General features: G+C 63.2%; 6 protein-coding genes. 1 reads left to right on the plus strand and 5 read right to left on the minus strand.

Going from position 1 to position 13,780, the window contains the following annotated elements; translation table 11 throughout:
• Nucleotides 1–149: 149 nt before the first annotated feature.
• The 4 genes from BUS42_RS34645 to BUS42_RS34665 form a co-directional block, all read right to left on the minus strand.
• Nucleotides 150–1,409 (minus strand): MFS transporter, encoded by a 1,260-nt coding sequence (locus BUS42_RS34645; RefSeq protein WP_074314758.1) that lies wholly within the window; start codon nucleotides 1,407–1,409, stop codon nucleotides 150–152.
• A gap of 370 nt (nucleotides 1,410–1,779) precedes the next feature.
• On the minus strand, nucleotides 1,780–3,489 hold the full coding sequence (gene ltrA, locus BUS42_RS34650) for a group II intron reverse transcriptase/maturase (protein ID WP_074314761.1): 1,710 nt from the start codon (nucleotides 3,487–3,489) through the stop codon (nucleotides 1,780–1,782).
• 376 nt (nucleotides 3,490–3,865) lie between these two features.
• Complete coding sequence (locus tag BUS42_RS34655) at nucleotides 3,866–4,054, minus strand: hypothetical protein (protein ID WP_074314763.1); 189 nt, start codon at nucleotides 4,052–4,054, stop codon at nucleotides 3,866–3,868.
• A 549-nt stretch (nucleotides 4,055–4,603) separates the two neighbouring features.
• Nucleotides 4,604–6,004 carry a carboxypeptidase-like regulatory domain-containing protein gene (locus BUS42_RS34665; RefSeq protein ID WP_074314772.1) on the minus strand — a complete coding sequence of 467 codons (1,401 nt, stop codon included), beginning with the start codon at nucleotides 6,002–6,004 and terminating at the stop codon, nucleotides 4,604–4,606.
• 318 nt (nucleotides 6,005–6,322) lie between these two features.
• On the opposite strand from BUS42_RS34665, the gene BUS42_RS34670 reads away from it, so the two are divergent.
• Complete coding sequence (locus BUS42_RS34670; protein WP_074314774.1) at nucleotides 6,323–7,222, plus strand: hypothetical protein; 900 nt, start codon at nucleotides 6,323–6,325, stop codon at nucleotides 7,220–7,222.
• Between the two features lie 437 nt (nucleotides 7,223–7,659).
• Here the strand turns inward: BUS42_RS34670 and BUS42_RS34675 are convergent, their stop codons facing one another.
• On the minus strand, nucleotides 7,660–13,587 hold the full coding sequence (locus BUS42_RS34675; RefSeq protein ID WP_074314776.1) for a cadherin domain-containing protein: 5,928 nt from the start codon (nucleotides 13,585–13,587) through the stop codon (nucleotides 7,660–7,662).
• Nucleotides 13,588–13,780 lie beyond the last annotated feature (193 nt).

A 13,780-nucleotide genomic window follows, 5' to 3' on the forward strand; every position in this document is an offset into this window, starting at 1 on the left:
CATGCAAATTAAAACAACAACACATGTCTCAGCGAGGTCGACCAACTCCTGGAGATCATCCCCGGAGTCGACTCCACTTCGCGATGGGTCGGCGACTTCTTCCCCCTTGTGGAATCGCCGTCGCCGGGTGAGGAGGCCACATGCCACCCTCACACCAGACGATCCGCGTCCCGTAATCGCGGGAACAGCCTGGCCCAGACTGCCGTGACCACCATCGCCCCGGTGCCGCCGAACGCGACGGCTCCGACCGGTCCCAGCACCCGCGCCACGACCCCGCTCTCGAACTCCCCCAGCTCGTTCGACGCGCCGATGAACAACGTCGACACCGCCGACACGCGCCCCCGCATCCGGTCCGGGGTAGCGATCTGCACCAAGCTCTGCCGGGTAAACACCGAGACCATGTCGGCTCCGCCGAGCACCGCCAAGGCGAGCATCGACAGCGGGACCGAGCGGGAGAAGGCGAATACCACGGTCATCAGACCGAACACGCCAACCGCCACGAGCATCTTCACGCCGGCGCGGGCGCGGATCGGCCGGTGTGCCAGATAACTGGCCATGATCAGGGCTCCGACCGCGGGCGAGGCGCGGAGCAGGCCGAACCCACGCGGGCCGACTCCAAGCACGTCCCGGGCGAACACCGGGAGCAGGCCGGTGGCGCCGCCAAGCAGCACGGCGAAGAGGTCGAGGGAGATGGCCCCGAGCACCAGCTTGTTCTGCCACACATACCCGAGTCCTTCGCGGATCTGAGCGCTCCTCGACCGCCCCGCTTCAAAGGTCGGTTGGGTGTCCGCGCGGATCCGCAGCGCACATGCCGCGGCGGCCGCATAGAGCCCGGCACTGACGGCGTAGCCGAGCTTCGGGGAAACCACGCAGACGAGACCGCCGACGGCCGGACCGAGAATACTCGCCAGTTGGGCGACCAGAGAATTGGTCGCGATCGCCCGTGGGAGTAACCGGAGCGGAACCAGCATGGGGCCGAGGGCACTCGCCGTCGGGTGAAAGAACGCGCGCGTGCATCCGAAGAGAGCGGCCAAGGCGAAGATCGGCCAGACCCCACCCCCGAGCGACGACCGAATCGCCAGCCCCACGGAAGTCAGAAGCTGAGTCAAGTAGCAGAGGGCGAGGATTCGGCGGCGATCGTGCCGGTCGGCCGCCTCACCCGCGACGAGCGTGAGCGCAAACAGTGGGAGAAACTGCGCCAGGCCGATCATCCCGACCACGAACGAGGCCTCGGCGACGGACATGCCCCGACGCGCCAGTTCGTACACCTCCCACGCGATGACGACCGACTGCGAGCCGGTGGCCAAGGTGCCAAGAAACCGCCCGGCCAGGAAAAGCGCGTAGGGACGGCGGACCAACAGCGATCGCGAATCCTCGGTTGGATCAGGGGGGTGAGTCGTGACGGACATTCTTCCTCGGGAATCGCCTCGGTACAGTCGTCATCGCCGAAGCGACCCAGAGCAGCGGCGGCCCGGTGAGTCGGTCGACCTCACCGACGATAGCCTGCGGATCGAACGCCACCGCATAATGAATTCTATGCAAGTCCGCACAAAAACGAGAATGGCGATTCGATCGTTTGGGCGCAACTCGGGGTGCAAACCGTCAAAAGGGTCGGAATTCAAGGCACAAACGGACACTGTAGCAAGGACACCGGGTTGATAGATCTGGGTGGCCCGGTCAACTTGCTTGTCCGGGTCGGCCGGGTAAGGAGGTGGCGTTACCGCCACCCCCTCCCCTCAGAACTGGACGTGAGAGTTTCCCCTCATCCAGCTCAAGCGTTCACGAACGCCCCTCGCGGGACGCGGCCGCTTTCGTCGGTCGTTCTTGCGCGTGGATCTGCCGGTGACAGTTGGCATGCAGCAACTCCAAGTTGTCAACCTTGTCCGGGCCGCCTCGGCTGCGCCACATCCGGTGGTGGATCTGGCAGTCTTCCTCTGCGAAACGCAGGGGTTGACCGCAGGCCACACACCGGCCCTCTTGACCCTTCCATAGGTATTCGATCCGGCCGCGACTCGTCAGCGTCTGGGCCCATTGCCAGCCCATTCGTGCTTCCAGGTACGCTTCCCACTGCGGATCGTAGGGATTGACGGCGCTCCGGATCTTCACATAGCGAATGATCCGCACCTGCGCCGCTGTCATCAACTCGATCGGATAGCCGTGGCCGTTCCGACCCTGCAGCACGCCGGTGAAGACCCAGTGGCGGTGGCCCGATCGCTGGAAGTAGTTCCTCTTGTTCCACTCCCCGCTCTTGGTCCGGTGCCGTCGCCGACACCAACGCCACAGCATCTGAAAGACCCGATGATCCACGCGGCTAAAGGTGCGTTTACTCGCCGCATAACGGTGATACATGGCCCAGCCCTTGATCTGTTGGTTCAAACGCTGGATCACCTCTCCCGCCGTCAGGCTGCCCGAGTTGTCGATCGTTTCCTGGATCTTGGATAGGAACGTCTTCACGTTATTCGAGGACGGTTTGGTCAAGACCTTGCCGCAGCGATAGCGTCGTACGTTCTGTCCCAAGAAATCAAAGCCTTCCTCCACATGCGTGATCCGGGTCTTCTCGTGCGAGAGCTCGAGCCCTCGTTCCTTCAAGAAATGCACCACGAGAGGTTGGACTTGATCGCGAAGGAGTGCCTTCGATGTGCCGGTGATCAAGAAGTCATCCGCATAGCGGACCAGGTGGACCTTGGACTTCCCTTGTCCCATCGGCGTGTCCGCGAAGTGTTCCGCGAGCAGTCGTTGCAGCCCATCCAGGGTCCAATTCGCCAGCGCGGGTGAAATGATCCCGCCTTGAGGTGTTCCTTCCGTGGTGGCGAACCAGGACTGCTTCTCCAGGAAACCCGCTTCCAACCATCGGCGCGGCAATTGCCGGTCGATGGGGACGTGCGTCAAGAGCCATTCGTGGCTGATGCGATCAAAGCACGCTTTGATGTCCCCTTCCAAGATCCATCGTGGGCCGTGCCGATTGCCCAGCAACAGATGGGTCTGTTCCAGGGCGTCGGCGCAACGGCGTTCGAGTCGAAAGCCATAGGAATGACCGTCGGCTTGCGATTCCGCGATGGGATCGAGACCGAGCAAGTGTAATGCTTGCATGGCCCGATCGGTCATCGTGGGGATCCCGAGGCCGCGCAATTTACCGTCGCTCTTTGGTATGTACACCCGGCGGAGCGGTTGCGGTCGGTAACCGTGCCGACGCAGGGTGCCGAAGGCGGTTGACTTGGCTTCCGGTGTGTCCCAAAGAATCCCGTCCACACCGGGAGTCGTTGCACCCGAATTACTGACGACTCGCAAGATGGCTAGGGCCCGGCCACCGAACGAGTGCGTGAGCAGATAGACCAGAGCCTTGACTTTATTCCATCTGCCCTCCGCGACGGCCTTCACGATACGTGCCTGGAGCCGACGGACCGTCCGCCAGACCTGCCTCCATTCGATGGAGTGCCAGTCGGGCGTACGCTCGGGAGCCGCACCAGCGAGCATTTCTGCTGCCGACATATCTGCTTGTCTCCCTTTGTCGGTTGGCCGAGGTTCTCTCGTGACGGAACACCCGAGGGAAGTCAGCCCGATTTCGCGGTGAAGGGATGTCGTCCGTGGGCGGACTCACCTTCTATCCGCTCGATTACCGAACGGCCTTCGCTTCCTCCCTCATCCCTCCTCCGCTGTCTCATCAGCGTCCTTCACAGTCCGCCTTCCCTCACGGGGAGACAACGGGGTTACTTCGTTCACCTCCTCGATCGCCCCGGGGGTTAGGTTGTGCGTCTCGGCCGGTGGTGCACCATCCGCGACAGGGGAGCTTCAAGCCCCTGTGCCTGACCACATACCTTTTGGTCCAAGCCTGACAGCATCTGTGGCTTGTTTCCTGTCACGGCCTTTATCCGTACTTCACCTGGGTTGACCTTGTCCCGGACTGCTGGCCCCCGACCGCCGTGATGCTGGCAGTCGCCGTGTCGGCTCGCGCGTCCACGGCCGATCCGAGGATCGAGGTTTCGTTGTCCCCCAGGCTCCGGACCCCGCCGTTGCCGGCGACGCCCGCTGGGGTAGCAGACCGATGGCGGAACATCGGGTAATGTCAGAAGTCCTCCTTTACAAACGCATTACAGATCGAGAAGATGCGACGAATCGCAACGAAGCGACAAGAGGCTTTGGGTTTGGCCCGGCCCGAGCGAAAGTCGCGGCCGACCGGACGCCTCTTGCGGCTTCGCCGCCCGGACAAGCAAGTTGTCCGGGCCACCCGGGTTCGGGCGGAAAACCCGGAACGTGGCGACAGTCTCCACAAACGTCGTTTCTTCACGACCGGGATCGTGATGACAAGTCCGGCCGCGCGACTCTTGTTGGTTGTACGACCCGGCAAATGACACTTTTCAGCCTTCGGGCGCACGCAAGCGGTCCCGTCGGAATTTCGGGCGATTTTTGATCCGATCGATCACGGACGTGGTGATCTGGGTGGCTGGGGTCCATACTCGGTCCCCGTGCCATAGCCAGAAGCCTGGGGGCCGAATACGGACGCCAGCCACCCAAGATGTGAGCCACCCGCAGTTGAACCGCTCTTGGCCCTCTCAAAAAGGGGAATGGCACCCCGGCGGAGGAAGAACGTCTGACGCTCTGGCGCTTACTTTGGCTTCAGCGTGACCTCGAAAACCTCGCCGCCCTTCAGGTCGACCGTAAACGGTTCGGTCTGCTCGTTGCTCGAGCCGGGATTCGGCTGGCCCCGGAGAACATACCGGCCCGGGGGCACGCTCTCGAAAGTTATCTGGTTCTTGACGTCGATGTTCCCCGACCCACCGTAGGAACCGACGACCTCACCGCCCTCGGGCTTGATCGAGACCATGTAGCCGTCGGGGCGCACCTTGCCGGTAAAATCCACCGTGACGTGAACGCCGGAAGATTTCATCATTTGAAGATCGACATCGGCACTTGGCATCGTAATCGAAAGGCCCCGCCCCGGGCGGCAATAGCCCGGCTTGTGGAGCCAGACCGTGGCCGAGCCCGCCGGGATCGGCTCGGCCCGGAACCAGCCCTCGGTGTCCGTCTTGAACGTGTACCCCCCGGGCGCTTCGTAGCGGCCGCCGGTGGGCGGCAAGACGTTATCGAGCCGGACATCGACGTCCCGCAATGGCTTGCCGTCCTCGTCGGTCACTTGCCCCGCGACGTGCGCGGAGCGTGCGAGGCCACACTCATGCGACTGCCATCGGGGCTGCTCGTCGAACCTGGCATAGCCGGCGACTCGAGCCACAAAGCCGTCCGCCTCGACGACCACACGAACCCACCCCGCCGGTGCCTGCTTCAGAACTGCTCGGCCTTGGGCGTCTGCCTTGGTTTCGGCGATCACCGGGTAGAGATACCCGCCCTCCTGCCGCGGCTCGACGCGTTGCAGCTTCATCGTCGCGGCGATCGGTTGTCCGGTCCCGAGCTCGGTGAACTTGCCCTCGATCACGACTCCGTCGGCGGCCGAGAACCCGTGGGCCCCCAGCCGCTGGTCCACGACCTCGATTCCGTTCGGGACGGTCACATCAGCCCAGTTGAGCTCGGCGGTGAAGACGTCGATCTGCGCGGGTGGGGAGTTGTCACCGGGATCGGTCGGGTTCAGGTCCGCGGGCATCGCGTGCAGGCGTTCCCAGTTGGCGGGTTGCCAGACCATGAAAATCCAATGGATCTTCGCCGCCTCCCGCTTCTCCGGCTCCTGGTTCGGGGCGAGCCAGAAGCTCTGACCGGTGCCGTCATGCACCACAATCCGCTTGCGCTTCGCATCTAGCTTGGCAAAATTCCCCAGGACGGCGGTCAACGACTTGGCGTCACCGCGGCATTCAGCATGCCATTGTCCACCGCCGAACGGCGGCCCCTCCCACCAGGCGATGCGGCCTGCCTGATTGAAGATCGCGGCGGCCCCCTGGGGCCAGCCCGGGTCATCAACCGGCTTGCTTCCAACCCCACCCACGATCAACGCCGACGCTTCCCGCGGAACGGCAAACGCCAGAATAGCAACCAGCAGAGCGGCCGAGAATCTGGTCATGGGAACCCCTCGGGAAAAGCACGCGGTGAAACACACAGAGGATCAACGTCCTGGATCCGAATTTCTTAGCCTGATCGTAGCCGAGTGGCGGCCCTTCACCGAGCGAAAACTCGGCACGATGATCCCAATAAATTCGTTGATCAAAATTGTTGCAGACGTCTCCCTCCCCCCGCGTCACCGGCCACGACGCGAGTCGTAGCTTATTCCGGGAGTCAACCGAGAAAGTGGACTCGCCGCTAACCCGCCACCGCAAGATCAATATACCTAAAGCGTTCGCACGCTAACATCTCCGTCAAAGCAAACTAAGAAAGCTTAGCAATGGCTTCATTCGTGCAAGTCGCGGACTTCATGGGTTTCGACGGCACAGACCCCACCTCGCCCTGGCAAATGGTTCCGCAAAACCTGACTCGAGACGTCAAACTCGTTCAGGGTCACGAGGATCTGGAATTCAGGGTGACCGGAGGCTCCGAGGCCCCCGCCCCTCCCCCGGTTCCCGCTCCACTCGGAACCAACGGCGAAGGGAGGAGGACCGCTGTCATCGAGGGCGCGAAGCCAGCGCAAGATGGCGGGGCGGGGCTGGCATTAGAACGAAAGCGGATCAGCGCGACCGACCAAATCGTCGTTCTTCGCGGGTGGCGGGTCGGGTCGTACGAGGTGCAAGCCATCGACCCGAAGTCGAGTAAGGTGGCGGCGCGGCTGCTCGTGGACGTGGTCAAGCAGCGGACCGTGCCGATCGCCTACTACCGCCTCGTCAACGCGGCGAAGTGGGACACCAGGGTCCTGCATGATGAGGCGAACAAGATCATCTTCGACCAGGCTGGCATTTCCTTGGAGTGGTTAGGGCTATTTGACGGCAGCGAGGGGAGCACCCCCATCAAACTCCCCCCCGGCCCGGCCAACCTCGAGCAAGCCGTGACCCGGAACGAGCTGCGTTTCTTCGGTAACCATCCCGCCGCGGGCCTGATGGTTTACCTCTTGAATCAACCCGTGGATGACGCAAACGGAATGACCCTTGGCGATCAGACCATCATCGAATCACGCAAATGGAAGCAGCCCAGTGAAACGCCTCGGATGATTGAGACGCTGGCCCACGAAATCGGACACTTCCTCTCGAACGGGAAAAGCCACGACGGCAAGAAAGATGATTTGATGTACAAGGAGTCGCCTCACGGTAGGAGGATTCGGAAGGATCGGGCGATGATGTTCGTTCGAGGCTGATGCATGGCTATAAAATCAACATTTTTAAATTTATAGTCTGCGACAGTGCCCCGGCGATTGACGGTAGTGCCTGAGAGTCATCGCGAGCAAGATCGCGTGGAGGCATCCTCGGCGGGACTCAGCTCGACTTTTCGGTTGCGAGACCTTGTTGGGTTCCGAGTGTGGTCCGCGTAAGCTTCGCGAACTGTAACATCGGCAATTTCAAAATCTCCAGTCGTCGCGATTTGATTGCATTGTTGCGGCGCGTCGCTCTCACGTAACATGACACTCGCGTTCCTAGCCCGGAGTTCCTGACCATTTTTTTGAAGTGGAGAGACTGGCCATCGAGACCGTGTACGACCTGGCGTCCACCTGGTCACCCAGGTGCAGGCGCACCGTGCTGGCATTCCGGGCGCGGGATGTCCCTCGCCCGGACGGGCCACACCGGAAGTGCGGAATCAGATGCCACCGATCTCGTTGATCAGACCGAACACGAGGTCGGCGATCAGCCGCTTGACAGTGTCACCCTTGAACAGCACGCCGACCGCCGAGCGGTCGTCGACCGCGAACAGCAGGTCGAGCACGGTCACTTGGGTGTTGTTCGCGACACCGAACACAGAACCGTAGCTGCCGACGTTGAACAGCCCCGTGGCCCCGAAGCCGTACTGCGTCACGGTGAACCCGTAGCGTTCAGCCACGTGGCTGCTATCGAGGGTCGCGTTGGTGACGTACACCGACAGCGCGGAGGCCAGCACCTGCGCGTCGACCTTGGTCCCCTTGAGCACGAACCGGCTCTGGTAGAAGGCGGCGACTTGTGCGTTTGTCTTGCCAGCGAGACTGCATGCCCCGGCCGTTGCGCCGTACAGGTTGGGGAGCGTGACCGCCAGCCAGTTGCCGAGCTGGGTGCTGGTCGGTCCGTTGTTCAGCGACTTGATCAGCGCCTGGCCGTTCTTGTTGTTCCAGAAGCCGATGCCCGCCGTCTGACCGCGCTGAAGCGAGCCGGTCGCGGCGGGCCGCTCGCCGAAGTTGTAGTTCAGCCCGGTCAGGTCGGCGGCCAGGGTCACCGCAAAGGCGTCGCCCGAAGTCGTGCCGCCGACTGTCCCCACCGTGTTCGTCCCCTGGGCATACCCGGCGGGCTGCGTCTCATTAACACGATAGTTCCCGGGCCGGAGGAACCGGAAGACATAGGCCCCGTCGAGGTCGGTCTGCAAGACCTGGTCCACGGCACGTCCCAGGTCGTCGGTGCCGGTGAGGTGGACGGTCGCGCCGGCGATGCCCTGCTCGCCGAAGTCGACCTGTCCGTCGTTGTTGAAGTCGACGAACACCGTGCCCGAGAGGCTCGAGGTCGCGACCGTGATGACCAGGTCGGCCCCGGCGAAGCTCATCGCGTAGTTCGGTCCCGCGTCGAGCGTGCCCCGGCGAATCGCGTAGGTACCCGTGGTATCGCCGGGCTCGCGCGACAGGCGTCCTGTGAGGCCGTCATCGCCAACGAGACTGCCGGCACTGATCCGGTATGTTAGGTCGGGATCGGCTTGGCCGGTGCTCTTGGTCTGCGAGTCGGCCGTGACGGTGATCGGCCGCTGGGCGATCACAACGTCTTGCGTTCCGCTCGCGTCCCGGTAGTTCCGATCACCGGTGAACGTCCACCCGACCGTGCTCGTGCCGGCATTGGCGCGACCGGTTTCGAGGACCAGCCCACCGAGCGGCTCGCCATTCACCCCATGGGCCGTGCCCACGAGCCCGTGCGCCACCGCATCGTAAATGCCGCTGTAGCCGGCGACGGAAACCGTCGCGTCGGCCTTGGCGATGGCGATGGCGACGTCGCCCGCCTGGTCGTAGTAGTTGGCGCCGCCGGTGAGGCTCCAGTGCGCGGTCCCACCCGGCGCGTCGGTGAAACGCGACCCCAGGCTCAGGCCCGCGCCGAGGTCGGCGCCGCCCACGCCGAAGGCGGTTCCGGTGGCGCCATGCGACGCCGCGTCGTACTTGCCGCTATACCCGGAGACCGTCACCACCGCGTTTGCCTTCGCGATGCCGGCGGTGACCAAGAGACTGGCGTCGTTGTAGTTGCCCGTGACGTCGGTGAAGCTAACGATGTCGGCGTGGGCGGCGATGGCGTCGGTGTGCGTCGTACCACCGAAGTTCAGACCGCTCAGGACCTCACCCATCACACCGATGGCGGTCCCGGTGGCGGAGTGCGCGGTGCCATCGTAGGTCACGGCGTAGCCGCTCAGGGAGAAAACGGCGTCAGCCTTATTGACCGTGATGGTCGTCGTGTAGGTGCTGGAACCGCCGTCTTTGTCGATGATGCGGGCATAGACCGTGTATGAGCCCGCGTTGAGGATGCCGAAATTCGCCGAAGATGACGTACTGCTATCTGCATAGGTGATCGATCCCGTGGTGTCGGTGTCGATCGAGAAAACGAAGTGGAGGCCGGCCGCTGTGTCGACGATCGACGGATCGAACATGTCGGCGAAGGCAGCGGTTACCGCGGTGCCGTACCTGATCCCGCTGTTGGTCAGAATCGCTGCGGTCGGGGCCACGTTGTTGACGGTCACGCTCAGGCTGCCGGCGAGGATGTCGAGGCCGTCCTCGTCGGTCACTGTCACGGTGTAAGTCTGGGTGGAGGGGCCGTCGGTGTAGGTATGGGTGGCCGTCGTGTCAGCGGGATTGCCGGTGAAGCTGTCGATGACGCCGTCGCCCCAGTCGATCCGGTAGCACGTGATGGTGTCCTGGCCGGGGTCGGTGACGGAGCCCAGGTGGAGCGTGTAGGCTGAGCCTTCGTCGACGGTGGCGTTGCCGCTCAGCGAGATGGTCGGCAGGACGTTGTCGACCGTGTAGATGAAGGTGGCGATCGCCGTGGCGTTCTGGCTGTCCCTCGCGGTGATGGACACGGTGAGCGGACCCGAGGGGCCGTCGGCCGCGTTGAGCGACCAACTCCACGTCCCGTTGGTGTTGTTCTGCGTGACTGTCCCGATGCTGGCCGTGACGACGACGGTGGTGTTGCCTTCGATGTCGGAGAATGTGCCGCTGTTGGTCGCGTCGCCCCCTTCGTCGACGGTCACGGCCGCCACGTCGGCCGTGATCGTCGGCGCCTCGTTCACGTTGGTCACAGCGATTGGGAAGACGCGCTCGACGAACAGGCCGCCTTGGTCGGTGCTGCGCACCCGGATGGAATAGGTACTCCTGGTCTCAAAATCGAAGCTCGCCGCCGACCTCAATTGCCCGGCCGGGTCGAGGCTGAAGCTCGCGTTGTCGGTGTCACCCGTCCCGCTCACCAGTGTGTATATGAAGCTGTTTCCGTGGTCCGGGTCACTCGTTGTGAACGCGCCGATCGTGGTCCCCACCGGTAGGTTCTCGGGGATCGAACTGGCCGACAGCGCCGTGTTCGTGGGCGCCTCGTTGACGTTCGTCAGGAGGATCGACACCGTGTTGCTGGCGAACAGGCCGCCGCCATCTGTGACCTTCACTTGCAGGTAGAACCCTGGGTTCGTCTCATAGTCGAGCCGAGTCGAGTCGGCCACGGTGATCACGCCCGCGGCGCTGATCGCGAAGGCTCCGAGACTATTCCCCAGAGTAATGCTGAAGGTCTTCGTGTCCGCCACGTCCAGATCACTGGACACCACCGTCCCGACGATCACGCCGTTCGCCGTATTTTCCGGTACGAGAAAGTCTTGCATGGCGATGGCCGGCGGTTCGTTAACGTTCGTCACACTGATCGTGAAGACCTGTTCGAAGAAGAGGCCGCCTTGATCCCGCGTCCGGACTCGGATCGAATAGCTGTTCTTCACCTCATAATTGAAAGTGAACGGGGCCATCAAATGCCCGGCAGGGTCAATCGAGAAGTTGAAGTTGTCGGCGCCGCCAGTTCCGGCCACCAGGCTGTATGTGAAGACGTCTCCGGGATCCTGATCGACCGTACTGAATGTACCAACGATAGTGCCGGGAAGGCCGCCTGGCTGGTTCTCGGGGATCGTGCTATTAGACAACGAGAGATTCGTGGGCGTGTGATTCAGGAACCCACTCAACTGCGAGCCAACCCGTACGCGGCCGCCGCCTTCGGTAAGAAACCTTACGAAATAGGTATTGTTGATATTATCCAACACAACGGCCTGGAGGCCGGAGGAGGCGCCGGTACCAATGGCGCTGTTGGAAGCATTGATCGCCCCGAAGACTCCCGTTGCCCCGCTGCCCCAGGTCGCGGCCCCGGCATCGGCGAAGGTGCCGTTATCCCAGGCCGAAATGGCGACCACGTAGTTGCCGTTGCTCAGCACCGTCACCCCAAGGTTGGCGACACTGTCGTTGGCCTTGCTACCGACAAGGCTGTTGGTGACGGAGATGGTCCCCGTAATTCCCGTGGTGCCGTTACCCCAGGTTGCCGCTCCGGCGTTGACGATGGCGCCGTTGTCCCAGCCCAGAGTACGGACTACGTAATTGCCGTTGCCAAGTGCAATCACGCTGCCGCCGCTGCTGCCGTCGCTGGCGGTGGAACCAACGAGGCTGTTGGCGACCGAGAGGATGCCCACGACCCCCGAGGTACCGTTGCCCCAGGTTGTCGCTCCGGCGTTGACGACGGCGCCGTTGTCCCAGCCCGTACTGGAGACCACGTAATTACCGTTGCTGAGAGCCGTCACGACCGCCCCGACATTGTCGTTGGCCTTGTCTCCGACAAGGCTGTTGGAGGCGGAGATGGTCCCCGTGCGTCCCGTGGTGCCGCTGCCCCAGGTTGCCGCTCCGGCGTTGACGACGGCGCCGTTATCCCAGCCCGTACTGGTGACTACGTAGTTGCCGTTAGTCAGTGCGGTCACACCGCCACTGCCTGCGCTGTCGCCGGTTTGGCTCCCGACAAGGCTGTTGGAGGTGGAAACGGCCCCAACAATCCCCGAGGCACCCATTCCCCAGGTCGCGGCACCTGTGCCGTTGAGCCAGAGCGAACTCGCGACCACGTAATTGCCGTTGGACAGCGCCGTCACCCCAACATTTCCGACTCGGTCGCTGACCGTCGTGCCGACAAGGCTATTCGTGGAGGAGACGAGCCCCACGACCCCAGAGGTACCGCTGCCCCAGGTCGCGGCACCGGCATTAGCGATGGCGCTGTTGTCCCAGAACGGGCTGGCGACCACGTAATTGCCATTGGTCAGCGCCGTCACGCCGCCATTGCTGACGTTGTCGCCGGTCTTGCTCCCGACAAGGCTGTTGAAGGCGGAAATGGTCCCCACGACTCCCGTGGTACCACTGCCCCACGTCGCGGCACCGGCGTCGAGGCTTCCAAGTGCATCATTGTCCCAGTACACGCTGGCGATCACGTAGTTGCCATTGCTCAGCGCCGTCACGCCGCCACTGCCGAGAGCATCGCCCGCTTTGTTCCCGACAAGGCTGTTGAGGGCAGAAATGGTCCCCGCGACCCCTGAAGTACTGCTGCCCCACGTCACCGCCCCGGCGTCGGCTTTGCCGGGACCGTTATCCCAGGACGAGCTGGAAACCACATAATTGCCATTGCTCAACGTTGTCACCGCACTGGCGCCAATCGCATCGCCGGTGGTACTGCCGACGAGGCTGTTGGCCGAAGACACAACCCCGGTAATCCCTGTGGTTCCGCTGCCCCAGGTTACTGCTCCGGCTCTGTCGGCAGCGCCGTTGTCCCAACGCTCACTGCGAACCAGGTAGTTGCCGTTAGTCAACGCTGTCACGCCACTGCTACCGATCTGATCATCGACGGTAGTGCCGACGAGGCTGTTCGAGGCGGAGACTGCCCCCGCAATCCCTGTGACGCCACTCCCCCACGTCACCGCACCTTTGGTAGCGGACCACGTCGAGCTGCGGACCACATAGTTGCCGTTGGTCAGTGCCGTCACACCGCCGTTACCGACACTGTCGCCTGCCGAGACGCCGACGAGGCTGTTGGCGGCGGAGACGATCCCCGCGACCCCCGCAGTACCACTGCCCCACGTCGCCGCACCTGCGTTAAAGGTGGTCCCGTTATCCCAACCCGAGCTGGCGATCACGTAGTTGCCGTTGCCCAGCGCAGTCACACCGTCGCTTCCGACATTGTCGCCAGAATGCGAACCTCGCAGCGTGCTAATCAGGGTGCCGTTCGCACCATTGAACAGATAGACCGCGCCCGCGTCTGACCCCCCGGCGTCGTCAAAGGGTGAGGTAATGACCACATTTCCCGTGCTCAGCGGCACCACGACCGCCCCGAACTGGTTGCCCACCACCGGGTGTGGGTCGACGAACTCCGGGAACGCGGCCGAGAGGTTCAGGCGGGCTTCCAGCGGTTCGAGAAACGCCCCGCGATTGACTCCGAACGCCCGATTGCGGCGAACGGCCTTAACTCGCGAGCGACCGCGGGGCGCGATCAGGGAGGAAATCCGTGATGCGAACGACATGGGAGTGTTCTCTCTGGGGGGTGGAGCTCGGCGATGAGGGCCCGGCTGGAGCGGACGGTCCGAGACCAACGCCCTGTGTGGGACGCGGGGTCAGCCGCACGGGCGGCGAGAAGGAGTTCGGCCCGGGACTCGCATCCCGGACCGGTTACGACTTCGGAACGATCCCTCTCTTCTGAAAACTGGGAAACGCGAC

The sequence above is a fragment of the Singulisphaera sp. GP187 genome (assembly GCF_900129635.1).
Taxonomy (GTDB): Bacteria; Planctomycetota; Planctomycetia; order Isosphaerales; family Isosphaeraceae; genus Singulisphaera.